We start from the raw sequence: 26,227 nt of genomic DNA on the forward strand, positions 1-26,227 counted from the left end.
AAAAATCAACGGAATGGAGAGATGCATGATGAGTCTGACAATAGCTGAATCGATGGTGAAGCTGAATGCCCAAGCAGCCGACAAGTTCGAAGCGATCCGGATCGCCGGGGAATTGCTGGTCCAAGGGGGGCATGCAGATGCTGCCTACGTGGACAAGATGATCGAGCGGGAGCAGACGCTGTCTACCTATATGGGCTCTGGCTTGGCCATCCCTCATGGCACCAATGAGTCCAAGTCGCTGATCCGTTCGACCGGACTGTCAGTCGTACAACTGCCTGAGGGCGTCGACTTCGGAGAAGGCGAGCTTGCTTATGTTGTCGTAGGTATCGCTGCACTGGGAGACGATCATCTGGAGCTGCTGACCAATGTCGCCATGGTGTGCTCGGAGGAGGAGAACCTGCAGCGGATCATCAACGCTACATCCGCTGCCGAGCTGGCACAGCTCTTCAATGAAGGTGCGGAGGAATGAAAGCCGTACACTTCGGCGCGGGCAATATCGGACGCGGCTTCATCGGCTTGATCCTGGGAGCGGCCAACTATGAAGTCTGCTTCGTTGACGTCAACCGTGAATTGGTCGAGCAACTGCGCACGCGCCGCAGCTATAAAGTAGCCATGGCAAGCGATGATGGCGACACGGTAGTAGTAGGCGGAGTGACGGCAATCGACGGCACGGAGCTCGATAGCGTGGCTGCGGCCGTGGCGGAGGCCGATCTGGTGACGACCGCAGTCGGGGTCGGCGCACTGCGGCATATCGCGCCCGGGATCGCGCAAGGCATCTCCCGCCGCCTGGCTGCCGGAGGCAGAACGCTCCAGGTGATTGCGTGCGAGAATGCCATCGGCGCCAGTGCGCAGCTGAGGTCGCATGTCTATCCGCTGCTTCAGGAGGCGGAGCGGGAAGAGGCAGACCGGAAGATTGCCTTCCCTAATGCGGCGGTAGACCGCATCGTGCCGATCCAGTCCCATGCCGATCCTTTATTCGTCAAAGTAGAGCCATTCTACGAATGGGTCGTCGAGCGCAATCAGCTGGGACTGCCGGAGATCACAGGCATCCATTATGTCAACGAGCTGACGCCGTATGTGGAGCGTAAGCTGTTCACGGTCAATACCGGGCATTGTACGGCTGCTTACCATGGCTACCGGCTCGGGGCGTCGACGATTCAGCAGGCGCTTGAGCTGCCGGAGGTGCTGGAGGAAGTAAGCGGCACCTTAGCCGAGACAGGGGATATGCTCAGCGTCAAGCACGGTTTCGAGCGCGCGGCGCATCAGCAGTATATCGATACGATCATCGAACGTTTCCGCAATCCCCATCTGAGCGACGAGGTGGCACGTGTTGGTCGATCGCCGCTGCGCAAGCTGTCGCCGGAGGATCGATTGGTACGACCTGCACGACAAGCTTTCGAGCTGGGCCTGGAGACCGGCCGGCTTACGGCTGCGATGGGGGCGGCGCTTCATTTTGACGTCGCAGATGATGAAGATGCGAACAGGCTGCAGGAGATGATCCGGCAGGAGGGGGCGGCGCGGGCGTTGACGCGCGTGACCGAGCTGCCAGCAGGCCATCCGCTGCATGATGCCGCGATTGCGGCTTATCATGCATACTCCTGATGCAACAAGAGTGCAGCATTAATAAAACGTCTGTGCAAAAGTGCAGGCGACCAGCAGGGAGGGATCGGACATGACGATCAGTATACAAGGAATCTCGGCATCGCCGGGCATTGCAATCGGGCCAGCCTTTGTCATCGAAACGGAATCTTATGTGCCTGCTGAGGAAAGAGCAGCCGATCCGCAAGCCGAAGCGTCACGTTTCCGGCTAGCGGTGGCCAAGGCGGGTGAGGAGCTGGAGGAGATCAGGCTGGCTGCGATTGAACGGCTCGGTGAGGAGAAAGCGGAGATCTTCGAAGCACACCAGCTGGTGCTGGAAGATCCGGATCTGATCGATGTGATCGAGGAACAGATCCTGGAGAAGGGGATACAGGCAGAATATGCGCTATATGAAACGTCACGCTCGTTTGTAGATGCATTGCGGGAGATGGACAACGAACTGCTGCGGGAGCGGGCAGCCGATGTAGAGGATGTCGCTGGCCGGATCATGAATGCGCTGCGGGGCCGCACAGCAAGCAGTCTTACGAGTATCCGGAAGCCTTGTATTATCGTTGCGGACGATCTGACGCCTTCAGACACCGCTCAGTTGGATCTGGACATTGTCCGAGGATTCATCACCCGGGTCGGCAGCCGCACCTCGCATTCCGCCATTATGGCCCGTTCGCTGGGCATCCCGGCTATAGTAGGTGCAGGTGAACGGGTAAAGGAGATTACAGCCGGCGATCAGTTGGTCCTGCATGCTGATCACGGGCAGGTCATCGTCAATCCTGACTCGGAAGAGCTGATTCAGTACGAGCAGGATCGCCAGCGCTATTTGGATAGCCAGCGTGAGCTGGCGCGGCTAAAAGACCAGCCGACAGTAACGCTGGACGACCATCATGTCGAGCTGGCGGCCAACATCGGCAGTGTGGAAGATATGCAGCATGTGCTGGACAACGGCGCCGAGGCAATCGGTCTGTTCAGGACTGAGTTTTTGTATATGGGTCGTTCTTCCATGCCAGGCGAGGAGGAACAGTACAACCAATACAAGTATGTGCTGGAGAAAATGACGGGCAAGCCGGTAGTCATCCGCACGCTGGATATCGGCGGCGACAAAGAGCTGCCATACATGGAGCTGCCGAAGGAAGACAATCCGTTCCTCGGCCAGCGGGCGCTGCGCTTGTGTCTGGCAAGACCGGAGCTGTTCCGCACTCAGCTGCGTGCGTTGCTGCGAGCCAGCAAGCACGGCCAATTGAAAATTATGTTCCCGATGATCGCTGTACTGAGCGAGCTTCAGGAAGCCAAGCGCATCCTGCAGGAGGAGAAGGACAGCCTGCTGCGGGAGGGTCACGATATCGCAAGTGATATCGAAGTCGGTATGATGATTGAGATCCCTGCTGCAGCGCTGGGAGCCGCAGTGTTCGCGCCGCACGTGGACTTTTTCAGCATCGGAACCAACGATCTCATCCAGTATGTGATGGCTGCCGACCGTATGAATGAGCAGGTAAGTTATCTGTACCAGCCTTGCCATCCGGCTGTGCTGCAACTGGTACGGATGGTGATCGACGCTGCTGCGCAGCATGGACGCTGGGTCGGCATGTGCGGCGAAATGGCGGGCGATGAACGGGCGATCCCGCTGCTGCTCGGCCTCGGACTGCATGAGTTCAGTATGAGCGCCGGAGCGATCCTGGGAGCGCGGGCTCAGATCGCTGAACTGAGTTATGCGAGCTGGCAGGAAACGGCGCTTGCAGCGCTTGCCCTGGGCAGCGAGCAGGAAGTGCTGGAGCTTGTCCAAACCCGTCTGGCGGCAGCAGCAGCAGGAGAATAGAAAATGATCTACTAGAGGAGGGGATGTGCGATGACTTCGCAAACCTATACGATCCTGAACCCGACCGGGTTCCATGTAAGGCCGATTAAGGATTTCGTCAAAAAAGCGTCAGAATTTCCATGCAAAATTTTCGTCACCAGCAAAGGCAAGCGGGTAAACGGCAAAAGCTCCCTGAGCATGCTCACCCTGGGAATCGCTCACAATGAAGAGGTGCTGCTTGAAACAGAGGGCGAAAGAGAAGAGGAAGCACAGGAGACGCTGGGCAAGCTGCTCACTGAAATACATGAATAGATAGCCGGGACGAAGCTATGTCCGGATTATCCGCGACAAGGCGGCACAGCATTTGCTGTGCCGCCTTGTCGCATTCAGATGCAGTTCTCCCGAAACACAAGCTTTGCTTGCAGACAAGAGGAAGGTATAATAGGTCAGACTTGATGAGCGGGTTGCTCAACCTGGCGATGCAGCATCGGTCGGTGCGACCGGCCGGCATACAATACCAATGCGGCGATCAGGGCTTTGACAGCGTCGCCTGGCAGGAAGGGGTACATCCCGACAGCCAATGCCCGCTCCAGCGACAGATTGGCGAAGTGAGCCAGCCAAGGCACGCCTGTCACATAGGAGATCAGTGAGCCGAACAGCATGCACACTGCGAACAGCCAGCCTACGGTTGCAGCCCGCGAAATGTTGTCGGCTTGATCCAGGATGCGTGAGACAAAAAAACCGCACAGCAAAGCGCAGACAGGGAACATCCACAAGAAACCGCCAGTTGGACCCAAGATAAAGGATAGCCCGCCCTGACCATGAAGCAGCGGCAAGCCGGCAGCAGTCAAAGCCATAACGATACCGATGCTGTAGAAACCGTAACGTGCGCCGAGAAAGCCGCCGGCCAGCATGATAGCCAGATTTTGCAGGGTAATTGGCACAGCTGTAACATAGATAGTGAGGGTGCTCATGACAATGAACAATGCAGCGAACAAAGCCGTAAAAACGAGATGACGGACAGACGTAGACATTAATGCAGCTCTCCTTTATAATGTTAACCAAAATATTTTTTTGGTGGTTAACAATTCGGATCATACCATGAGTGCCCCCGTTTTGGGAAGAGTCTGGAGGAAAAAATTGATGGTAAACGATATTAAGCTCCGAGAAGTGACTGTGACGGCCGCCGGGCCAAACGGCCGTGAGGCAAGAGCAATGCTGGACCGGGTGACACTGCATATCAGATGCGGCGAATGGGTCCAGATCGCCGGGCCCAATGGCAGCGGGAAGAGTACGCTGGTCAGACTGCTGACCGGCCAGCTCGGCCGCAGCTGCTCAGTCAGCGGTTCTCTGGACCATGGCTTTGCCGGCAAGCTGCCGGTCCCATATGTCCTGCAAAACCCCGAGGCGGGCATCCTCGGAGCAACGCCATGGGAGGATCTGCTGCTCGTCCTGGAGCATAGAGGGGCAGATGCGGAGGAAATGGCAGCCGTCATGATGGATGTATGTGCGCGGACCGGCTTGAGCGGTCTGGAGCACAAAGCCGTAGCCGGGATGTCCGGCGGGCAGAAGCAGTTGACTGCTATCGCAAGCTGCCTGGCAGGCAAGCCGCCGATACTGGTGCTGGACGAGCCGACCTCGATGCTGGATCCCGCTGCGCGGGCTGAGGTGCTTGCTGTGGTACGCCGACTGCACCGGGCCGGGCTGACTGTCATCTGGGTCACCCACCGGCTCGAGGAGTGGCAGAGCGGCGATCGTGTGCTGGCGCTGTGCCAAGGGCAGCTGATCTATGACGGTGATCCGGAAGGCTTCTATCTGCCATCCGCTGATGGTGCGCCATCGGCTTGCGAGCGGCTGGAGTGGACACCGCCTTACGCCGTACAAGTGGCGCTCGAACTGCAAGCGCAGGGGGTAAGACTGCAGCCGCTGCCGCTCACCGGCGAACAGCTGGCCCTGGCGGTGTGCACATAATGCACGGCGGCTGGCATATCGAAGGACTGCAGGTCCGAGCGTCCGGTCCAGAGTCGGGGTTAATACTGGATCTGCCTCAGGCGTCCTTCCCGCCAGGGGCGATCACCATTCTTACAGGTCCTAACGGAGCGGGCAAGACGACACTGCTTGAGTCCATGGCCGGTCTGCGTCCATTGCGAACCGGACGAATCCATGTAGATCATATGACATTATGGCAAGGCAACCGGCTGAACCGGGGTGCCCTGCTGACATTCGGCCTCTCGTTGCAGCAGAGTCATGCTCAGTGGTTTGCACCTTCTGTGCGCGAAGAACTGCGGTACTCGCTTTCCCCGCTGCGACTCGAAGAGCGCCAGATCAACGAACGGATGCTGGAGGCCATGTCTGTCATGGGATTGGAACCGCAACTGCTGGATTCAGATCCGTGGCACCTGAGCGGCGGTGAGCAGCGTCGGCTCGCACTGGCTTGCGCGATCATTCTTAAACCACGCTGGCTGTTGCTTGATGAACCGACGGCCGGACTGGATGCAGCCAGCATCGAACGGCTGCAGGAGATGCTGCGCGGCCATCGGGCAAGGGGAGGAGGTGCGGTTATCGTCACGCACGACTGGGATGCACTGTGGCCAGTTGCCGATTGGAATGTCGTGCTGCAGGCAGGTCGGATGATGAGCAGACGCTCTCGACCGGAGATTGCTGCCAGCTGGCTGGAGCCGCTGCATCATTCTGACCCGCCGGAGCTCTCCATGCCTGCGGAAGCGGCTGTGTTGGCAGCGCTCCGCCGCCAAGGTCTGCAATGGCCTGCCTTATCCGACATAGAACCGCTGCCGCCGGAACGACTTGCCGGACTGATCGCCTCAGCTCGCACGAATCGAGTTGAGGCGTCCACTCCCTGCGGTGGCCCTGACCCGGCGGGTGCCGTCACGCCTCCGGCTCAAGCTGGACGGCCGGCGGAGAGTCCGGAGGCGGTTAATGATCCCCGCAGAGCCGTTGTGCAGCAGCCGTCTGTTGATCCCGAGGCGGTTGGCGGGAGCAGCTGGTCTCGGCGGGATCCGCGGATATTATGGGTCGCTTACCTGCTCTTCAGCTTCGGTCTTCTGCTCCAGCAAGATTGGTCAGGTCTGTTGCTGGGCGGAGCATTAACCGGTGTCGTCCTGTGGCAGGCAAGAGCCAGTCTGACAGCATGGCGCGGTGCGATCCGGATCTACATTTTATTTGCTATTATCGTAGTTCTGGTGGCTTCCGTACAGCTATCGCCTCCCGGCTGGAATGCCGGGGCAGCCAGCATATCGGCATTCCGGTTCGCGCGGATCCTGCTGATCATGCTGCTCGGGCTGACGCTGGCGCAGATCGTCACACCGTTCCGGATGCAGCGGGCTCTGGAGCAAGGGCTTGCCGGCTTGACCCGGCTGCGTATGCCGGTACGCGAGCTCGCCCTAGTCGTTTCGCTCATTTTTCGTTTTATCCCGATGCTCACCACAGAATGGGAACGTTTTGCGAGGATTACTCGAGCGCGCGGCAAGTCGGCTGCCAAGCCTGGACGCGTACCGATGAACCAGCTGCCCCGGATGCTGGTGCCGTATCTGCTATCGATGCTGCGGATAGCTGAAGAGATCTCCGAAGCGATGGAGGTGCGCGGGCTCGGTCGGGACGCCGCAGCCGGGCCGAAGCTGTACCGGCTGCGGTTGCAGCAGGCGGACTACCTCTTGCTGGCTGCTGGAATCATGGTGTTTCTGGGGCTTGCGGCTGCGCGGAGCTGGCTGTAACTCTCGGGAGCGGGTCGCAGCTGCACCGCGTATTCCCTGAAAATCTGCCAAATCTGCAACAATTTTATCTATTATTCGTATAAACAACTGTCAATGAGGCGAGGAGGAGCTTGCGATGCAGACGAAGGGAAAAGACAGTGAAAAAGACAAGGCGAAGGGCAAACGATGGCGAAAGGAACTGCGCGAATGGCTGGTATCGATCGCAATGGCTGTCGGCATTGCACTGCTGATCCAGAACTATGCTTTTGCCCAGGCAGAGGTGAGGCAGAGCTCGATGTCGGGTACGCTGGAGGAAGGCCACCGGCTGGTGGAGGACAAGCTCAGCTACATATTCTCTGAACCCCGGCGCGGAGATATCGTCATCATCGACGGTCCAGAGAGCGATGTCCGCCTGATCAAGCGGTTAATCGCGCTTCCGGGCGATACAGTCGATATACGGGAGGGAGCCGTTTATCTGAACGGAACCAGACTGGAAGAGCCCTACGCCAAAGGGCAGACGTTCCCGGTCGGGCTGGAAGTGCCGTTTACCGTGCAGGAGCATCAGGTGTTCGTGCTCGGTGACAATCGCGAGAACAGCACGGACAGCAGGCAGCTGGGAACGATCAGCTATGACTCCTTGGAAGGCAAAGCGGTGTTCCGGGTATGGCCGCTGCAGAAGTTTGGCGAGATTAGATAACGGGGACGAGACGCGGCCGACGTATTATTCACGGCTTGCGTCTTCTTTGTATGAACTCCCATTTAAGAATTATTTAATAACTAGTTTCTTTTTCATTCATATCTACCGGGTATGATTAGAATACTTCAAGCAAAGGCGTGAGAATAGGATGTCGATTACGGGCAGACTGAAGCTGGCTTTTTTGGCAATGCTCGTCGCGCCTCAGCTGTTACTCGTTGGGGTACTGCTGCTGGCTTGGCCGATTATCGGAGACAATATCGATCTGTTCAATGCCTATGAGGTGAACCGCGAGCGAGAGCAAGAATTGATCGGATTGACGGGGGAGGTAAATTATGTCCTTCGAGAGGATGCGGAAAAGTTGAGCAATCCAGCTTACGCCGGTGAGCTGATCGACCGGTACGGCCAGTGGGAGTCGGCTATCCGGATCGAAAGGGAAGGGCAGCTGATCGCAGAGACGAGCTGGATCGAAGGAATCGATGCGGGCCAGGTCATCCAGGGCGAAGCAGAAACCGTCAAATATGGCGGCAAGCACTATTTTGTCACGCAATTGACGCCGCCGAGCGCCAGCTCAGACAGGGGGCTGTCCGTGACGTTGTTTCTGAATTACGATCCGTTGCCCTTTTACTTCAGGCCGCTGATTATGCTGCTGTTCCTGATCTCGATCGCGATTACGATGTTTGTCCTGGCCTATCTGGTATCCCAATCATTGACCAGGCCGCTGGAGAAGCTGCGGCGTGCCGCAGAGCAGATCGAGGCAGGCAATCTGGATTACCGTCTGGATGCGATGAAGAACAATGAGATTGGTCAGGTGCGCAACGCGTTTGAAAGCATGCGGCTCCGTCTGAAGCAGTCCATCGAGGAGAGAGACCAGATCGATACCAACCGGAAAGGGCTGATCGCGGGCATCTCCCACGATCTGAAGACGCCGATCACTGCAATCAAAGGTTATGTCGAGGGCATCTTGGACGGCGTGGCCAATACGGATGAGATGCGTACGAAATATATCCGGACCGTCTACAAGAAAGCGACTGAGATGGATGGATTGATCGATGAACTGTTCCTGTTCTCCAAGCTCGATCTGAATGAGGAGCCTTACGAGATGCGCACGGTCAATCTGCTCAGGTATCTGGAAGACTATCTGGAGGAATGCCGGTTTGATATCGAGAAGACCGGGGCTGATCTGGATGTGGTCATCCAAGCTGGGCGTGAGCTGCCGGTGCTGGCCGACCGCGAGAAGCTCAGCCGGGTGCTGTCCAACGTGATCAACAACAGCCTTAAGTACATGGCGCGCATGCCGGCTTCTGCAGAGAAGCGAATCTCTGTCATTCTTACTGAGGGAGCAGGTGAAGCGCAGATCGAAATCCGGGATACCGGACCAGGGATCGAACGCGAAGCCTTGCCGCATATTTTTGACCACTTCTACCGGGCAGAGCAATCCCGCAATTCGGCGCTTGGCGGCAGCGGACTGGGGCTTGCGATCGTCAAGCAGATTGTCCTGGGGCACGGCGGACGGGTATATGCCGAGAGCGAACACGGACAAGGCAGCAGCATTGTATTGACATTGCCGCTTGCACAGCAGATGGAAGGCTAACATGTATGAGGATAAAGGAGGCTGAAAAGCGATGGCCCGCATACTGATCATCGAAGACGAGAGCGCGATCGCTGAGCTGGAGAGGGATTATCTGGAAAGTCACGGCTTTACGGTGGAGATGGAGAACAACGGGGAAAGCGGTCTGCGGCAGGCGCTTGCGAAGCATTATGATCTCATCATCCTCGACCTGATGCTCCCGTTCGTCGACGGGTTTGAAATCTGCAGGCAGATCCGGCAGTCGAACGATATTCCTATCCTGATGATATCTGCCAAGCAAGAGGAGATCGACAAGATCCGCGGGCTCGGTCTGGGGGCGGATGATTTTATGACTAAGCCGTTCAGCCCAGGGGAGCTGGTCGCGAGGGTAAAGGCTCATCTCTCTCGTTACGAAAGGCTTAAAGGAACGAAGGGACAGCTGCAGGATCAGGTTCGGGTGCGGGGGCTGATCATCGACAAACCTTCGCGCCGGGTCTACATGAACGAGACGGAAGTGCTGCTGACGAGCAAGGAGTATGAGCTGCTGATGCTCCTGGCCAGTCATCCGGACCGTGTATTCAGCAAGGACGAGTTATTTGAGCGGATCTGGGGAATGGATTCCATGGGGGATCTGAACACCATCACCGTGCATATCCGCAGATTGCGCGAGAAAATCGAGCAGGATCCTTCCAACCCGCAATATATCGAGACGATATGGGGTGTCGGGTACCGCTTCAGATAGATTTGCTGTAAAGCTGAGATAGAAAAAGGAGTGGGAGAAACACGTATGAAGAGCATTATCCAGTTTTCGTTGAACAACAAATTCGCTTTATGGATTTTGACGCTTATCGTTACCGTTGCCGGACTGTACTCGGGATTGAATATGAAGATGGAGACCATCCCGAATATCAACGTGCCGATTCTGAGCATCACAACCGTATATCCGGGGGCAACACCGGAAGAGGTGCTGGATAAAGTTACCCAGCCGATCGAGCAGCGCACACGCAATCTCGAAGGCGTCAGCGTCGTCAATTCGACGTCGATGGAGAACGTATCGTCGATTATCCTGGAATTCGACTATAAAAAAGATATGGAACGCGCCCAGGCCGAGGTCAAGGAGCAGTTGGAAGGCATGCAGCTCCCCGAAGGTGTGCAGGATAGTAACATCTCGCGCATCTCGCTCAACGCGTTTCCCGTCATCACCTTCAGTGTCGCGGACACCAATGCCGACCTGGCCGGGTTGACCGCGCTGGTCGAGGATTCATTTGTGCCCGTACTGCAAGGGGTCGACGGCGTAGCCGACGTCCAGATCTCAGGGCAGCACGTGCAGGAGGTCCAGCTTGACTTCAACCAGGAGCGGATGAGCGAGCTCGGTCTCGACGCCCAGACGGTTCAGGGGATTATCCAGGGCTCGGCACTCCAGGTCCCGCTCGGCATATTCGAGTTCGGCGATACCGAGAAGGCCGTTCTGGTCGATGGCAATATCATCGGACTGGAGGATCTGCGCAATCTGCGGATCCCGGCCATTCCTGCAGCGGGAGGAGGCATGGAGCTGCCGGCTGCGCCACCGGTGGCTATGCCTGATACGCCGGCGGAGGGCGCTCCCGAAGTCGAGCAGCCAGCAGCGCCAGACCAAGGCGGACAGGCGGCTCAGCAGCTGCCGGAGGGCATGGAGCTGCCCGGACTGCCGACTGTCGCGCTTAGTGAGATCGCCGAAGTGTCGGTCATCGGCAAAGCGGAGTCGATCTCGCGGACCAATGGTCAGGATTCGATCGGCATCTCGATCATCAAAGCGGCAGATGCCAATACAGTAGACGTCGTCAATGGCGTCAAAGCTGAGATACAAAAATTGGAAGGTCAATACGCCGGCCTAACCGCCACGATCAGCTTGGATCAAGGCGAACCGATCGAAGATTCCGTTCACACGATGCTTAACAAAGCACTGATCGGATCGCTATTTGCTGTCATTATCATCCTGTTGTTCCTGCGTGATGTACGTTCGACGATTATCTCGGTTGTCTCGATCCCGCTCTCCATCCTGATAGCGATGCTGATCCTGAGCCGGATGGATATTACCTTGAACGTCATGACGCTTGGCGCCATGACGGTTGCGATCGGACGCGTCATTGACGACTCGATCGTCGTCATCGAGAATATATACAGGCGGATGTCGCTTAAGGGCGAGAAGCTAACCGGCAAACAGTTGGTCCTTGATGCGACCCGGGAGATGTTCATCCCGATTCTCGCCTCGACCATCGTGACGATCGCCGTCTTCCTGCCGCTTGCGCTGGTCCAGGGAGCGATCGGCGAGATCTTTATGCCGTTTGCTCTGACGATCGTCTTTGCCCTGCTGGCCTCACTGCTCGTGGCGATAACGATCGTGCCGATGATGGCGCATATGATGTTCCGCAAAGCGCTCAGCGGCGGCAAGGTTATCAAGCATGAAGAGAAGCCTGGGCGGATGGCCGAAGGCTATAAGAGAATCCTCAACTGGTCGCTGAATCATAAAGCGATTACCTTCGGAGGCGCATTCCTGGTCCTCCTGGCCAGTCTGTTCATCGCTCCGATCATCGGCGCCAGCTTCCTGCCGGAGGAAGAGCAGAAAATGATGACGATCACGTATAACCCGGCGCCTGGTGAGTCGCTTGACAGCGTAGAGCAGCTGGCACTTCAGGCCGAGCAATCGCTGATGGCGCAGGATGGAGTCCAGACATTGCAGTATTCCGTGGGCGGTCAGAATCCGATGAACCCCGGGGCTTCCAAGCAGGCGTTGTTCTTCCTCAGTTATGACGCGGACTTCCAAGGATTTACGGAAGAAAAAGACATCGTGCTTGAGAAGCTTCAGGCGATTGGCGGTACTGGCGAATGGAAGCAGCAGGACTTTATGACCGGCGGCCTTGGCGGCAGCGGACTGTCTTTGTTCGTCTATGGTCCGGACATGGAGACGATCCGTCCGGTTGTGGCTGAAGTTGCCGAGATGATGGGGTCGCAGGAACAGCTGACAGGTATCGGCTCCAGCATGTCCGAGAGCTATGAGCAATATGTGCTGGTTGCCGATCAGCAGAAGCTGAGCCAATACGGTCTGGCGGCAGGCCAGATTGCCATGGAGCTTAGTCCGAACCGTCAGCGGCCGGCGCTCACGACGATCGAGCACGAAGGCAAGGAACTGAATGTGTATATTCAAGTAGAAGAAGCTGTATATACGGATCGCACAGATCTGGAGAATGTGATGCTCACTTCGCCGCTCGGCATGCAGATCCCTCTGAGTGAACTGGTAACGATCGAAGAGGGCGAAGCGGCCAATACGATCACCAAGCGCAACGACCGCGTCTATGCGGAAGTAAGCGCGAAGGCGACGACTGATAATGTTGCGAGCGTCTCTGCCGAGCTCCAGCGTCAAGTCGATCAGCTTGCGCTGCCGCCGCAGGTAGAAGTCAGCTTTGGCGGCGTCACCGAGCAGATCAATGAATCCTTTACGCAGTTGGGCTTGGCGATGCTGGCAGCGATCGCAATTGTCTATCTTGTGCTGGTCATTACGTTTGGCGGCGCGCTGACGCCGTTCAGCATCCTGTTCTCGCTGCCGTTTACCGTGATCGGAGCACTGGTCGGTCTCTGGATCGCTGGCGAGACGATCAGCGTCACCGCCTTGATCGGCGCATTGATGCTGATCGGTATCGTCGTCACCAATGCGATTGTATTGATCGACAGGGTGATCCAGAAGCAGAAGGAAGGCCTTCCGGTCCGGGAAGCGCTGCTGGAGGCTGCGGGTACGCGACTGCGACCGATCCTGATGACCGCGATTGCGACGATCGGTGCACTGTCCCCTCTTGCTCTGGGATTGGAATCCGGAGGACTGATCTCCAAAGGACTTGGCGTCACCGTCATCGGCGGTTTGACGAGCTCGACATTGCTTACTTTGATCATTGTACCGATTGTATATGAGTTCATGGCTAGATTCCGCAAGGCGCCGAGCCACGAGAACTAGAGACTGCATGCAGCTGCCTTTGGCCATTCTAATGGCTGAAGGCAGTTTTTTTTGTTGTTTAGGAAATGATGACTTTCGTCACTTGTGGATAAGTTGTGCTCCCAGCTGAGTTGGATGCCGCGGTCCACAACCAGGGGTAAAATGTTACTTGAATCCGACCAAATGGTTGGTCCGATCAGTTATCGGGGGTTGACCCGATTGCGGCATGTGTCCTCACTTCTCGCCAATCTGCGTTAGCAGGTTTTGTTCAAATACTAGAAAGTATATGATTCTCCTATCTACTTGGCTTGTATTTCTCCGGAATGAAACGCGCTGCGCCGCCAAAAGACGGCGACAGCCGTTTCACCTTGATTTATAAGAGTATATATGTTTCACACATATATCAGCTTATAAATCTCCGGAATGAAACTTGCGACGCCATCAAAAGACGGCGTAGCCGTTTCACCTTGAACAGATAAGTATAAAATTGTGGGGGCCACGAAGTGGCTCCCTGACTGCATTTACTTACGAGCGGACACCGTAGCCCTTATTTCGGGCATGGACCTGTTTTTAGAGCAGCTTGCGGACAGAGGATCCGTTATCGGTCTAAAAATGGCGCTTCACGAGCCCAAAATCAGCACATAACGGATCGTGTGTCCGTAGGACCTGCTCCGAGTAGGGTTTTGATCGAAATAGGCGCTATTTTCAGGCTGTTGAAAAATGGCCGGAGAGGCACGGAATCGAATCTGGAGAAGCGCAGCTTATGCTTACGAAGTCGCTTTCTTGCAGAAAGCGTGTGAGTCCCCGGATTTCACCCCTAAAAGGGGTATAAAATCAAGAAATCTGGGGACAACAGCGATTGGAAGATCGATCCGTGACTGTAGGCTTTCTTTTTTCAACAGCCTGTATTTTGTGCATGTCGGCAGTGCCAACCTGCGTTAGCAGGTTTTGTTCTGCTTGTGCTGGAACTTGTGTTTGACTTTGCTGTAAGATCAGTTGTAGCAAAGGACTAGTCTGGAGAGGGGCTCTTGCTTGATGAAAAAGGAATCATGGGACGAGTTGCAACATATGCTGGTAGAGATCCGGTCCTGGGAGAAGGATCAGAAGGACCAATGGTTCTGGGAGAAGCTCGGGCGGCTGCCATTTCTGCTGCTGGACAAGCTGACACCGCGTATTATTCAAAAGAAGATCAGCGATATCCTTAACGAGATCGGCTCCTACGTGCAAAGCGGCGGCCGCTATCTGATCTCCGAGCGCCAGACGGTCAAGCGGATAGAGAAGCAGTGGCTAAGCAGCGGCGATCCGGAAGCGGCGAGGTACCGCAGTCTGTCGCTGGATGAGGTCGCGGTTCATGTACCGGTAGGGGTCATGCGGCAGGTCGCAGCAGACCTGTCGGAGCACAGGACGCAGTTGGCGACCGTCCAGGGGGCGAGTACCGGCATCGGCGGTCTATTCACACTGGCGGCAGATATCCCGGCGATCCTGGGCCTCTGCCTGAAGATCATCCAGGAGATCGCGCTCAGTTACGGCTACGACCCGTCTCGCCAGGAAGAGCGGATCTTTGCCGTCAAATGTCTGCAGTTCGCCTCGTCGGACATCGTCGGCAAAAAGGCGATCTTGGACGAGCTTACACGGTATGGAGAAGCGGACATGGAGGTTGCGGTCATATCTCAGCTGCAGGGCTGGCGCGAGGTTATGGCAGCCTATCGCGATAACTTCGGTTGGAAAAAGCTGTTCCAGATGATCCCCATAGCCGGCATGGTATTCGGGGCATTCATCAATCGGGGAATGCTGAAGGATACGGCGGAGGCTGCCCATATGCTCTATCGCAGACGCAGAGTGATGGAGCGGCTAGGAGGTCTATCAGAGGAGGCGTAGCCTATTGGAGCAACTGATACAAGCGATAATTCTGGGTATCCTGGAAGGGTTGACTGAATTTTTGCCGGTCTCATCAACAGGACATTTGATTCTGGCGGGCGAGTGGCTCGGCTTCGTCGGCGAATCCGCCAAGACCTTCAAAATCGTGATCCAGCTGGGGGCCGTGTTGGCGGTGCTGGTACTTTACTGGCAGCGATTTGTCTCCTTGGCGCGGGATCTGCTGTCTGGGCGACTGCTCCGCAAAGGAGACGGGATCGACATCCTGCATATCGTCCTGGCCCTGCTGCCGGCTGTGGTGCTCGGCTTTATCCTGCACGGCTTTATCAAGCAGTATCTGTTCGGGCCCGAGCCTGTACTCTACAGCCTGATAGCAGGGGGCATCCTTATGATCATCGCAGAGAGGAGCAACAGGCCCGTAACAGCGCCAGAGATGGATGACCTGTCATACAAGCAGGCGCTCGGCATCGGCTGCTTCCAATGTCTCGCCCTCTGGCCGGGATTCTCGCGTTCGGGATCGACGATCTCTGGCGGATTGCTGCTTGGCACGAGTCAAAAGGCGGCTGCCGAGTTCACGTTTGTCATCTCGGTGCCGGTCATGCTGGGGGCAACCCTGCTGGACGTATACGAGAGCCGGGATGTGCTGTCGGCGGCAGACCTGCCTGTCTTTCTGGTCGGTCTGGCTGCTTCCTTCATCGTTGCCATGCTGGCAGTAGTAACGTTTATCAGCCTGATCAAGCGGCTTCGGCTCATGTGGTTTGCGCTGTACCGGTTTGCGCTTGCGGCGGTGTTTTACTTCTTCGTGCTCATGTGATGTCTCATCTGGACAAGAATCCGCACAGGTGGTATAGTGAAGCGTAAACTTCATACGTTCGGTTACAGGTGATACTCATGGATCGTGTTTTATCGCGGCCCGCGAGCGCCATAATAGGGAAGTCCGGTGAGAATCCGGCACGGACCCGCCACTGTAAGGATCCAGTCCGCGCTGCCAGACAGCCGGAGACCAACAGGCGATCAGCGTCACTGGGCATGCCCGGGAAGACAAGCCTTTGCGAGGATCCAAGTCAGGAGACCTGCCTGTAATCTGTGAACGCCACAGCCTACGCGGTTTAGGCAGGTGTTGGATATACGGTTCCGATGCGCTTGCGCGCTATCGGCAGCTGTTTTGGCTGCCTATTTTTGACGGAGTCACTGGAGCATGTCTGACACTTATGAGTCGGGCATGCTCTTTTTGATGTCCGGCCGCCTGGACTGCAGGCACGTTAGAGAGACCAGATCGATCATGGAAGGATGACAGAGATGAGCAACAACAGCAAAAACAAGAGGTATACGGCATGGCTCGCGATGTGGTTGATCGCCGTGATGGTGGTGCTGACTGCCTGCGGCAGCGACAATGGCGAGGACAATTCGCGGATCCAGGATCCGGGCGTTGCTGTCAATAACGAGACGCCGGACAACGCAGCTGGCGAAGACAATAACGGAGATGGCTTGGCGGGGGCAACTGAGTACCCGCTGACTATCACTGATGCGACAGGTACCGAAGTGACACTTGAAGCCGCTCCAGCGGCAGTCGTCTCTCTCTTACCGAGCGAGACCGAGGTGCTGTTCGCCATCGGCGCAGGCGACCGCGTCGTCGGCGTCGACGAGTGGAGCAACTATCCCGAGGAGGTCCTCTCGATCGCCAAGATCGGCGATTTGACGACAAATATTGAAGCCGTAGCGGCGCTGAACCCGGATCTGGTGGTCGCTAACTCCTCGATGAATTCAGGCGCGCTGGAGGCACTGCGCGATCTGGACATCCCGGTGTTTGCATCCAATCCCAGAACGCTTGACGAGACGATGGCGCATATCGAGGAGCTCGGCCTGATCATGGATCGTCAGCAGGAGGCCGGCGGGGTCGCCGATCAGATGCGCGCCGACAAAGAGCGTGTCATCGAGGCGGTGAAGGATGCACCGGTCAAAAGAGTGTACCTTGAGTTCTCGCCCGGCTACTCCGTCGGCAGAGGCGAGTTTTTGGACGAGCTGCTGACGCTTGCAGGGGGAGAGAACGTGGCCGGCGACCAGCAGGGCTGGTTCGAGATCGATCCGGAGCAGGTGCTGCAGAGCAATCCCGAAATTATTATCTATCCTGACATTGAGGGCGACAACACGATTCCCGAACAGATCGCGAGCCGTCCGGGCTGGCAAGAGATCGATGCCGTGCGCAACAATGAACTGCATGCGGTAACGAACGATCCGCTCGTGCGGGTAGGTCCGCGACTGACTGACGGGCTGCTGGAGCTGGCCCGGGCGATTCACCCGGACCTCGTCGAGTAGAACCATGCGCATACGATTGTACATCTTTGGAGGAGCAGCGATGCTCCTCCTTGGCGCATCTATACTGGCCTCTCTATCGATCGGCTCGGCCGGGTTTCCGCTTGCCCAAGTGTGGAGCATCCTGCTGCACCAGCTGCCGTGGTACGGCGCAGCAGAGTCGCCATGGACGAAGCTGGAGGAAGCGGTGATCGTCCAGGTCCGGCTGTCCCGCGTACTGCTGGCCATATTGGTCGGCGCATGTCTTGCATTGGCAGGCGCGGGTTTCCAGGGCATCCTCCGCAACCCGCTGGCTGACCCGTATACGCTTGGCGTCGCTTCCGGCAGCTCTGTAGGGGCAGCATTCCTGATCCTCTTCGGCATGCAGCATGTGATCGGCCTCTGGTCGATCCCGATCGTCGCCTTTTGCACAGGGCTTATGACGATGTTCGCCGTGTTTTGGCTCGCCCGCAGCCAAGGGGCGATGGGCATCGAGACGCTGATCCTCTCGGGGGTCGTTATCCAGGCCTTCCTGAGTGCTTTCGTATCCTATATGGTCTCGCTATCACAAGGTGTCGTCAACGAGATCCTCTTCTGGCTGATGGGGAGCTTGTCCAAGCGCAACTGGGGACATGTGCAGCTGCTGCTGCCGTTCGTGGCGGCGGGGCTGCCGTTCCTGGTCTACTATGCGCGCCATCTCAATCTGCTGGCGATGGGCGAGCGGCATGCCGCGCATCTGGGGATGCGCGTCGAGCGCACTAAGATAACCGTGCTCGTCGCCTCTACGCTGCTTACTGCAGCTGCGGTCTCGGTCTCCGGTGTGATCGGCTTCGTCGGGCTGGTGGTGCCGCATATCATCCGGCTGATGGTGGGACCGGATTACCGGCTGATCGTACCTTTATCGGCGATCGGCGGCGGCATATACGTATTATGGGCGGATACGCTGGCCCGGACGATCACGAGTCCCAAAGAGATCCAGCTCGGCATCGTCACCGCCTTTATCGGCGCGCCGTTCTTTGCTTATCTGCTGAAGCGGCGCAAGACGGGGATGAGAGAGGAGGCAGGATATGATTGAGGTGCGACAGCTCATCAAACAAGCACATGGACGACGCATCCTGGACGGGATCAGCTTCCATGTCGAAGCGGGATCGGTCGTCGGGATCATCGGACCCAACGGAGCCGGCAAATCGACGCTGCTCGGCGCGATCTCCGGCATCTCGCGGCCGGATGGCGGGCAAGTACTGCTGCGGGGGCGGCCCGTCGCAGACTATGGCCGCCGTGAGCTGGCAAGATGGCTTGCTGTCCTGCAGCAGGGAGGGCTGCCCCCGGCTGCTTTTACGGTGCGGGAAGTCGTGCAGATGGGACGCTTCCCGTTCCAGAATTGGCTGGGCGATGAGGAAGCGGACAGCGGTGCGCTCATCGATCGTGCGCTGGCAGCGATGCGGCTCACAGCACTCGCCGACCGCCAGCTGCGCCAGCTCAGCGGAGGCGAACGGCAGCGGGTAGCGCTGGCCAAAGTAATGGTGCAGCAGCCGGAGCTGATCCTGCTAGATGAGCCGACAACATACCTTGACATCGGCTATCAGATGCAGCTGCTGGATGCGGTGCGGGATTGGCAGCGGGAAGACGGGCTGACCGTTGTGGCGGTGCTCCACGATCTGAACCTCGCCTCGCAATACTGCGACAGGCTGCTTGTACTCCACGACGGGCGCTTGACAGCAACGGGCAGGCCCCACGAAGTGCTGACAGCCGAGCTGCTGCGCGAGGTGTACGGGGCCGATGCTTCGGTGCTGTCGCATCCGCAGAGCGGCAGTCCGCAGGTACTGCTAAATCCGCGGCGATCCGGACCCGGCGATCCGGCTCTTGCATTATTGGATAAATCACCTGAACAGAGAGGCGGCACAAGATGAAGGAGCAAGGAAACGAAGAGCGACTGAAGGCGCTGATCCGTCAGATCGCCCCGCTCGATGAAATGGCGATGCAGGCTGCATCGGTTAGATTGGACACTCTGACGAAGCCTCCAGGCAGTCTGGGGAGACTGGAGGAGCTTGCCGTCCGTCTGGCGGGCATTACCGGGCAAGCCTTTCCCTCAATCACCCGGAAGGCGGTTATCGTTATGGCTGCGGATCACGGCGTCTGCGAGGAGGGGGTGAGCGCCTATCCAGCGGAAGTGACGCCGCAGATGGCGCTCAATATCGCTTCCGGGGGCGCTGCGGTGAATGTCCTCGCCCGGGCGGCAGGTGCGGAAGTGCACTGCGTGGATATCGGGATTGCCGCCACGCTGGACCATCCGGCCATATGGCCGCGCAAGATCCGGCCGGGAACGGCTAACCTCGCCAGGGGAGCGGCGATGACCCGAGACGAAGCGGTCCGGTCGGTGCTGACGGGCATCGAGATCGCTGGCGAGCTGGCGGATCGGGGGATCATGCTGCTCGCGACCGGCGAGATGGGCATCGGCAACACGACGGCCAGCTCAGCCATCTGTGCCGTGCTTGGCGGTGTAGATGTAGAGGACGCTACGGGACGGGGGACGGGTATCTCCGAGGAAACGCGGCAGCGCAAGCAAGCGGTTATCGCTAAGAGCATCCGCATCAACCGCCCTGATCCGGGCGACCCGCTGGACGTATTGACCAAGGTCGGCGGGCTGGAGATCGCCGGCCTGGCCGGCGTGATCATCGGTGCGGCGCTCAGGAGACGGCCGGTCGTGATCGACGGCTTCATCTCTTCGGCAGCCGCCCTGGCGGCGCTGCGGCTGGCTCCGGCGGCTGCGCCTTATGTGCTGCCTTCGCATCTCTCACAGGAGCGCGGGCATGGCCGTTTGCTGGAAATATTGGAGCTGGATGCACCGATCCGGCTGGATATGCGGCTGGGAGAAGGAACGGGAGCCGTGCTCTGTTTTCATCTGGTGGAGGCAGCGGCACGGATCCTGCGCGAGATGGCTACCTTTGAGGATGCGGGCGTATCCAGAGGCTAGCCGGTATGGAAAGGGAGGCATGGCGGAAGATGGCTATATTAATCACAGGGGGGGCGCGGAGCGGCAAAAGCGCCTTCGCCGAAGCCGCGGCGGCGAGGCTGGCGGATAGTGGCATCTACATCGCGACGATGCAGCCGCTGGATGACGAGCTGCAGGAGCGGGTGGAGCAGCACCGCAAGCAGCGTGAAGAGCGCGGGATGCGCTGGACCACCGTGGAGGCGCCATCGGCATTGGTGCCGACGCTGGAGCAGCTGGCGCACGAGCATGGAACGCTTGCCAGACCGCCGGTTGTCCTGGTCGACTGCCTGACGCTATGGCTGACCAACCGGATGCTCGCTCATGAAAGACCGGGCGGAGGATGGGATGAGATCGCGGGCGCGGCGCTGGACCGGGAGACGGATCAACTGATCGCGGCAGTAAGCGGCTATCCGCTGCCGCTCCTGCTCGTCACCAATGAAGTGGGCGGCGGGATCGTGCCGGAGTACCCGCTGGGACGCCGATTCCGAGACGAGGCGGGCAGACTCAATCGCCGGCTGGCCGAGGTGTGCGGACGAGTCTATCTGGTGACGGCGGGGATCCCGGTGGAGCTCACCTCCATCGCGGCCAGCCTGGATGACCTGTGATCTTCTACAGCTGGTCTGAGATTCTGCTCATCATCGCAGCGGCCATCGCGGTAGACTGGGTCATCGGCGATCCGAGATGGCCGGTCCATCCCGTGATCCGGATCGGCGGAGGCATACGCCGGCTGGAGGAATGGCTATATGCTGCGGAGGATCCGGCTAGTCTGCAGCGCCGCAAAGGCGTCGTGCTGGCGCTCGCAATCCCGCTGGTCTCTGGTGCCGCCACGCTGGGCATCATCTTGCTGGCACAGCTGTTCCATCCTTGGCTGGGCTATGCTGCGAGCATCTGGATGCTCTCGACGACGATTGCCGTCAAAGGGCTAAAGGATGCAGCAATGCTCGTCTACCGGGCGCTGAGCGAGGGGCGGCTCGCAGAAGCGCGTGATTACACGGGCCGAATTGTCGGCAGGGATACAGGAGGGATGGATGCCCGGGGAGCTTCCCGGGCTACGGTGGAGACGGTAGCGGAGAATACGGTGGATGCGCTCGTCTCGCCATTGGTATATGCCCTGCTTGGCGGCGCCCCGCTGGCGATGCTGTACCGAGCCGTCAATACGCTGGACTCGATGGTCGGCTACAAGAACGACCGTTATCTCCATTTCGGCCGGGCTTCCGCCCGTCTCGACGACGGGTTCAATTATGTGCCGGCGCGGCTGACCGGCTGGCTGCTTCTGCTGGCGGGATGGCCATTGAAAGGTCTCTCTCCCCGCCAGGGCAGGCGTGCCGTAACCGAGCATGCGCACAGGCACCCCAGTCCCAACAGCGGCATCCCCGAGGCTGCCGTTGCCGGCATGCTGGGCATCGAGCTGGGCGGTCGCAATTATTACTTCGGCCAGCCCAGCGAGCGCGCCCGGTTGGGCTGGCCGCTGCGTCCGATCGAACCGGAGGACATCCGGCGCTGCGTCCGCTTGTTGTATGGCGTCAGTATTATTTGGTTTGCAGGAGGGATCGGATTATGGTGGATAAGCGGCTGACCGGCTGGCTGTCGGATGCTGTGATTGCGATGCAATTTCTGACCCGGCTGCCGCTGCCGCTGCGGCCGGCCTTCACGCCGGAGGCAGCGTCCCGCAGTCTGGGGTGGTATCCGCTGGCCGGTCTGGCCGTCGGCGCCCTGCTCGCGCTGGCGGCCTGGGGCATCTCTTCGCTGGTGCCGCCGCTCCCGGCGGCGGTCCTGATACTGGCGGTTTGGACAGCGCTCAGCGGCGGTCTCCATCTGGACGGTTGGATGGATACGGCGGATGGCGTCCTCAGCCACCGCAGTCGGGAGCGGATGCTGGAGATTATGCGCGACAGCCGGGTCGGTGCGATGGGTGCGATCGCCGGCGTGCTGCTTCTGCTGTACAAATTCAGTCTGCTGGCTGCCCTGCTGGAGGTGCCGCATGAGCCATTGCCGCTATGGACGCTGGCTGCAGTCCCCGTATGGAGCCGCTGGTGGATGGCGGCAGCTGTTATCCACTGGCCCAAAGCCCGGGCGGACGGCGGGATGGCCGCGCTGTTCATGACGGCCGGGTGGCGTCAGTTGGCGCTGGCTTCCGTTATGGCGCTCAGCTTCTCCGCCGTCCTGTTGTGGATCGGCGGCTCATACCTATGGCAAGCGCTCGGAATGTCGCTGGGCGGCTTAGCCATTACTGCGCTTGCAGGCGCGATCGCCGCCTGGTGGCTGACGCGCAAGCTTGGCGGATTGACAGGCGATACTTACGGAGCAATGAATGAAGGACTTGAGGCGGTGCTGCTTACCGTCGTCATTCTGATCATCTAGCCTATCGAGCTACCAGAAGGAGGAATACGGTTGAACAAACTGGAGCAATACGGACACGGCGGAGATTTGCGAACAGCTTCCGAGGCATATGGATATGCGCCGGAAGCTTTTTTGGATTACAGCTCCAATATGAATCCCTTCGGTCCGCCGGCAGCGGTGCGGGCGGTTATCGGCGCTTATGCCCAGCAGATCCACTGCTACCCGGATCCGGCGGTGAGGGAGCTGAGGAGAAGACTGGCATTGCATCATGGCATCGGCGAGGAGCATATCCTGGTCGGCAACGGTGCCGCAGAGCTAATCGACCTTGCCGTTCGCTGGCTCCGACCCGCGACGACGGGCTTGGCTGTCCCCTGCTTTGCCGAATACGGCGACGCGGTCCGCAAATCCGGCAGTACGGCGCAGCATCTGTCTCTGCTGGAGTCCGAGGGGTTCCGGCTCGACACGGTCCGGCTGGAAGCAAGCGGCTTGCGTCCGGACCTTTGGTTGTTGGGCGCGCCCAACAATCCGACCGGTCAGCTGCTGGATCGCAGTGTGATAAGAGGACTGCTGGAGAGGGGAGACCAGCTGATCCTGGACGAAGCCTTCATGGATTTTGTGCCGGCAGCGGCCGACTATTCATGGGTGAGGGAAGCGGCTGGGTCGGACCAGTTGCTCGTCATTCGCTCGATGACCAAGTTCTACGCCATCCCGGGCATCAGACTCGGCTATATCGTCGGTTCGCCGTCGCGGATCGGGGCGCTTCGGGAGCTGCAGGTTCCATGGAGCGTCAACTCGCTGGCCGAGCGGATCGGCTGCGCTGTGCTGGCGGATGAGGCGTATGCGAGACGTACGCTGCAATGGCTCGCGGAAGAACGGCCCTGGTTCACTGCCGGACTGCAAGCGCTCGGATTCCGTGTGTATGACAGCGCTGCTAATTATGTGCTGGTGCGGATGCCGGAAGCGTGGCGCCTGCAAGTGTCCCAGCTGCAAGATACGTTAGGTCGCCAAGGGGTGCTGATCCGCAACGCCTCGACTTACGTCGGACTGAAGGAAGGGTACTTCCGGCTTGCCGTGAGGCTGCGTGAAGAGAATGAACGGCTGCTCCGACATCTGGCAGAAGCGATCCATAAGCTGGCGGAAAGGAGCGAAGAGGGATGACAGACACTCCGCAAGCGCGCACGATTATGCTGCAGGGGACAGCCTCTGATGTGGGCAAAAGCTTGCTCACGGCCGCTTTGTGCCGGATACTGACCGAAGACGGCTGGCGGACGGCTCCCTTCAAATCGCAAAACATGTCGCTCAATTCCTATGTGACCTGGGATGGCAAGGAGATCGGGCGCGCCCAGGGCATGCAAGCGGATGCCTGCGGCATCCTGGCGACGACCGACATGAATCCGATCCTGCTGAAGCCCAAGGGGGAGATGCTCTCCCAGGTGATCGTCCACGGCAGACCGCTGCGGGACTATGAGGCGCGCGCTTATCGGGAGGAGCTGCTGCCGCTGGCGGAACGGATCGTCCGGGAGGCGCTGGAGCGGCTGAGGGCACACACGGATGCCGTAGTGCTGGAAGGCGCCGGCAGCCCGGCCGAGATCAATCTCAAGGATCGCGATATCGTCAATATGCGGATGGCCGAGTGGGCGGAGGCGCCTGTGCTGCTCGTCGCGGATATCGACAGGGGCGGCGTCTTCGCAGCTATCGTCGGCACGCTGGAGCTGCTGGAGCCGCATGAGAGGAATCGGGTGGCAGGCGTGATCATCAACAAGTTCCGGGGCGATGTGTCGCTGCTTCGCCCCGGACTGGATTGGCTGGAGCAGCGCACCGGCAAGCCAGTATTAGGGGTGGTCCCGTACTTGCCCGGTCTGGAGCTGGAGTCGGAGGACTCGCTCTCCCTGGACAATATTCGGCCGGCCGCTGTCGATAACCTGCAGACCGGTCGTCTGGATATTGCCGTAATCCGGCTGCCGCGACTGTCCAACTTTACAGATCTGGATCCGCTGGCTGCCGAACCTGACGTTCATCTGCGCTATGTCGACTCTGCCAGGGCGCTGGGGAGCCCGGATGCGGTCATCGTGCCGGGGAGCAAGAACACGATGGCAGACCTGGCGGTACTCCGGTCCTCGGGGATGGCGGAAGGGCTGCTGAGCTATGCTGACCAGGGCGGCAGAGTGGTCGGCGTCTGCGGCGGCTATGAGATGATGGGCCGCATGCTGCTGGACCCCGAGCGGACCGAGTCCGAGCTGTCGGAGCTGCCCGGGCTGGGCTGGTTTCCATTCGACGTAGTCTTTGCCGCCGATAAACGGACAGTTCGCGTAAGCGGTCATGGCTCGCTGCCGGGAATGGAAGGATCATATCCCGTCGAAGGCTATGAGATCCACACCGGCCTGATTGCGATGCCTGCCAGCGTGCAGCAGCCGTTTTGCATACAGAGCGCAGTTCACGCGCCTGAGACTTCGGCGCCACCTGTACCAGAAGGAGCCGCTAGTCCAGACGGCAGGATCTGGGGCACCTTCATCCATGGCATCCTGCACAATGACGGCTTCCGCCGGGCTTGGCTCGATCAGCTGCGGAAGGATCGCGGATGGCCCCCGGGAGAGGCTGGCTTCCCGTATCACGAGCGGCGTCAGGACTCGTTTGCCCGACTGGCGGAGCATGTCCGCGCCCATGTGGATATAGAAGCGGTCTACAAGCTCATGGGGCTCGAAGCCAGAGAGTCGGAACGCCGGTGAGCGGCCACGGCAAGCCGTATCCCGCTCTGCCGCCTATACTGCTGCTGCGGCACGGACACGCGCGTTGGAACGCGGAACGGCGATATCTCGGCTGGACGGACCAGCCGTTGTTGCAGGATGGCGCAGAGCAACTGGCAGCGGCTCGTCTCTATCTCCAAAGACGACGCTTGGCGGGCATTCATTGCAGCGACCTGCTGCGCGCGCGGCAAACCCTTGCTCTGGTACGGCCAGATGCGGGGGAGGCGCCCCGTTACGACAAGCGTCTGCGCGAGCTCCATTTTGGAGGCTGGGAGGGACTCACGTATGAAGAGCTCCGTCATGATCCCGCTTATCGATTGTGGCTGACCGATCCGGAGCTTGCCAGTCCGCCGGGGGGCGAGAGCTTCGCCGCGTTTCGCGGAAGGGTAGTATCGTGGCTGGACGAGCTGGAGGGGGCAGTGCGGCTCGGCGAGCTTGGAAGCAGGCTTTCGCATAGCTTAGACGCACAAGAGAGGCGGGAGGAACCGCCGCTGCTCGTGGTTGCCCACGGCGGGACGATCCGGATGCTTGCAACGCTGCTTGTACCGGAGCTTGCCTTCTGGGAGATCGATATCCCGACAGGCGGTCTGTTATCGTTAAGCGCAGGTAATCCGCCGGTTCAATTGGTTTGAGACGGGAGATTTTAAAAAAAGGCTTAATA

The 26,227-nt window shown here is 58.9% G+C and carries 23 protein-coding genes and 1 riboswitch; of the genes, 22 read left to right on the forward strand and 1 reads right to left on the reverse strand.

Features of this window, described 5'->3' with window-relative positions; genetic code table 11:
* Positions 1–28: 28 nt before the first annotated feature.
* From ABC336_RS29325 to ABC336_RS29340, 4 genes are all read left to right on the forward strand, one after another.
* A complete protein-coding gene (locus tag ABC336_RS29325; RefSeq protein WP_413242638.1) occupies positions 29–469 on the forward strand; it encodes a PTS mannitol transporter subunit IIA in 441 nt (146 codons plus the stop codon).
* Positions 466–1,602, forward strand: coding sequence for a mannitol-1-phosphate 5-dehydrogenase (locus ABC336_RS29330; protein ID WP_413242032.1), 1,137 nt, complete (start codon positions 466–468; stop codon positions 1,600–1,602). The genes ABC336_RS29325 and ABC336_RS29330 overlap by 4 nt, the downstream gene beginning before the upstream one ends.
* Before the next feature lie 70 nt (positions 1,603–1,672).
* A complete protein-coding gene (gene ptsP / locus ABC336_RS29335) occupies positions 1,673–3,406 on the forward strand; it encodes a phosphoenolpyruvate--protein phosphotransferase (RefSeq protein ID WP_413242033.1) in 1,734 nt (577 codons plus the stop codon).
* 30 nt (positions 3,407–3,436) lie between these two features.
* A complete protein-coding gene (locus tag ABC336_RS29340; RefSeq protein WP_413242034.1) occupies positions 3,437–3,697 on the forward strand; it encodes an HPr family phosphocarrier protein in 261 nt (86 codons plus the stop codon).
* 134 nt (positions 3,698–3,831) lie between these two features.
* On the opposite strand, the gene ABC336_RS29345 is transcribed toward ABC336_RS29340, so the two are convergent.
* Positions 3,832–4,419 carry a biotin transporter BioY gene (locus ABC336_RS29345; protein ID WP_413242035.1) on the reverse strand — a complete coding sequence of 196 codons (588 nt, stop codon included), beginning with the start codon at positions 4,417–4,419 and terminating at the stop codon, positions 3,832–3,834.
* Between the two features lie 109 nt (positions 4,420–4,528).
* Between ABC336_RS29345 and ABC336_RS29350 the strand changes: the two genes are divergently transcribed.
* The 18 genes from ABC336_RS29350 (at position 4,529) to ABC336_RS29435 (ending at position 26,198) form a co-directional block, all read left to right on the forward strand.
* Positions 4,529–5,356, forward strand: a complete 828-nt coding sequence (locus tag ABC336_RS29350; protein WP_413242036.1) for an energy-coupling factor ABC transporter ATP-binding protein — start codon at positions 4,529–4,531, stop codon at positions 5,354–5,356.
* Positions 5,356–7,116 carry an ATP-binding cassette domain-containing protein gene (locus ABC336_RS29355; protein WP_413242037.1) on the forward strand — a complete coding sequence of 587 codons (1,761 nt, stop codon included), beginning with the start codon at positions 5,356–5,358 and terminating at the stop codon, positions 7,114–7,116. Before ABC336_RS29350 ends, ABC336_RS29355 begins: the two co-directional genes overlap by 1 nt.
* Before the next feature lie 115 nt (positions 7,117–7,231).
* Positions 7,232–7,792, forward strand: coding sequence for a signal peptidase I (lepB, locus tag ABC336_RS29360; RefSeq protein ID WP_413242038.1), 561 nt, complete (start codon positions 7,232–7,234; stop codon positions 7,790–7,792).
* A 148-nt stretch (positions 7,793–7,940) separates the two neighbouring features.
* Positions 7,941–9,383: a sensor histidine kinase gene (locus ABC336_RS29365; RefSeq protein WP_413242039.1), complete on the forward strand. Its 1,443-nt coding sequence runs from the start codon at positions 7,941–7,943 to the stop codon at positions 9,381–9,383.
* A 31-nt stretch (positions 9,384–9,414) separates the two neighbouring features.
* Positions 9,415–10,101: a response regulator transcription factor gene (locus tag ABC336_RS29370; protein WP_413242040.1), complete on the forward strand. Its 687-nt coding sequence runs from the start codon at positions 9,415–9,417 to the stop codon at positions 10,099–10,101.
* 45 nt (positions 10,102–10,146) lie between these two features.
* Positions 10,147–13,344 (forward strand): efflux RND transporter permease subunit, encoded by a 3,198-nt coding sequence (locus tag ABC336_RS29375; protein ID WP_413242041.1) that lies wholly within the window; start codon positions 10,147–10,149, stop codon positions 13,342–13,344.
* Between the two features lie 1,014 nt (positions 13,345–14,358).
* Positions 14,359–15,201, forward strand: coding sequence for an EcsC family protein (locus ABC336_RS29380; protein WP_413242042.1), 843 nt, complete (start codon positions 14,359–14,361; stop codon positions 15,199–15,201).
* A 4-nt stretch (positions 15,202–15,205) separates the two neighbouring features.
* Positions 15,206–16,012 carry an undecaprenyl-diphosphate phosphatase gene (locus ABC336_RS29385; RefSeq protein WP_413242043.1) on the forward strand — a complete coding sequence of 269 codons (807 nt, stop codon included), beginning with the start codon at positions 15,206–15,208 and terminating at the stop codon, positions 16,010–16,012.
* 49 nt (positions 16,013–16,061) lie between these two features.
* Positions 16,062–16,293: riboswitch (cobalamin riboswitch) on the forward strand.
* Positions 16,294–16,497: 204 nt separating this feature from the next.
* Positions 16,498–17,514, forward strand: a complete 1,017-nt coding sequence (locus ABC336_RS29390; RefSeq protein ID WP_413242044.1) for an ABC transporter substrate-binding protein — start codon at positions 16,498–16,500, stop codon at positions 17,512–17,514.
* A gap of 4 nt (positions 17,515–17,518) precedes the next feature.
* Positions 17,519–18,565 (forward strand): FecCD family ABC transporter permease, encoded by a 1,047-nt coding sequence (locus ABC336_RS29395; protein ID WP_413242045.1) that lies wholly within the window; start codon positions 17,519–17,521, stop codon positions 18,563–18,565.
* Positions 18,558–19,400 (forward strand): heme ABC transporter ATP-binding protein, encoded by an 843-nt coding sequence (locus ABC336_RS29400; RefSeq protein ID WP_413242046.1) that lies wholly within the window; start codon positions 18,558–18,560, stop codon positions 19,398–19,400. The genes ABC336_RS29395 and ABC336_RS29400 overlap by 8 nt, the downstream gene beginning before the upstream one ends.
* On the forward strand, positions 19,397–20,464 hold the full coding sequence (gene cobT / locus ABC336_RS29405; RefSeq protein ID WP_413242047.1) for a nicotinate-nucleotide--dimethylbenzimidazole phosphoribosyltransferase: 1,068 nt from the start codon (positions 19,397–19,399) through the stop codon (positions 20,462–20,464). The genes ABC336_RS29400 and cobT overlap by 4 nt, the downstream gene beginning before the upstream one ends.
* A gap of 29 nt (positions 20,465–20,493) precedes the next feature.
* Positions 20,494–21,087 (forward strand): bifunctional adenosylcobinamide kinase/adenosylcobinamide-phosphate guanylyltransferase, encoded by a 594-nt coding sequence (gene cobU / locus ABC336_RS29410; protein WP_413242048.1) that lies wholly within the window; start codon positions 20,494–20,496, stop codon positions 21,085–21,087.
* Positions 21,084–22,058, forward strand: coding sequence for an adenosylcobinamide-phosphate synthase CbiB (gene cbiB / locus ABC336_RS29415; protein WP_413242049.1), 975 nt, complete (start codon positions 21,084–21,086; stop codon positions 22,056–22,058). Before cobU ends, cbiB begins: the two co-directional genes overlap by 4 nt.
* A complete protein-coding gene (gene cobS / locus ABC336_RS29420) occupies positions 22,040–22,843 on the forward strand; it encodes an adenosylcobinamide-GDP ribazoletransferase (RefSeq protein WP_413242050.1) in 804 nt (267 codons plus the stop codon). Before cbiB ends, cobS begins: the two co-directional genes overlap by 19 nt.
* 30 nt (positions 22,844–22,873) lie before the next feature.
* Positions 22,874–23,980, forward strand: a complete 1,107-nt coding sequence (gene cobD / locus ABC336_RS29425; protein ID WP_413242051.1) for a threonine-phosphate decarboxylase CobD — start codon at positions 22,874–22,876, stop codon at positions 23,978–23,980.
* Complete coding sequence (locus ABC336_RS29430; RefSeq protein WP_413242052.1) at positions 23,977–25,548, forward strand: cobyric acid synthase; 1,572 nt, start codon at positions 23,977–23,979, stop codon at positions 25,546–25,548. Before cobD ends, ABC336_RS29430 begins: the two co-directional genes overlap by 4 nt.
* The gene (locus ABC336_RS29435; RefSeq protein WP_413242053.1) at positions 25,545–26,198 is read left to right on the forward strand and encodes a histidine phosphatase family protein; all 654 of its coding nucleotides are present in this window, start codon (positions 25,545–25,547) and stop codon (positions 26,196–26,198) included. The genes ABC336_RS29430 and ABC336_RS29435 overlap by 4 nt, the downstream gene beginning before the upstream one ends.
* Positions 26,199–26,227 lie beyond the last annotated feature (29 nt).

It is taken from the genome of Paenibacillus jepli (genome assembly GCF_047238105.1).
In the GTDB taxonomy this organism is placed as follows: domain Bacteria; phylum Bacillota; class Bacilli; order Paenibacillales; family Paenibacillaceae; genus Paenibacillus_D.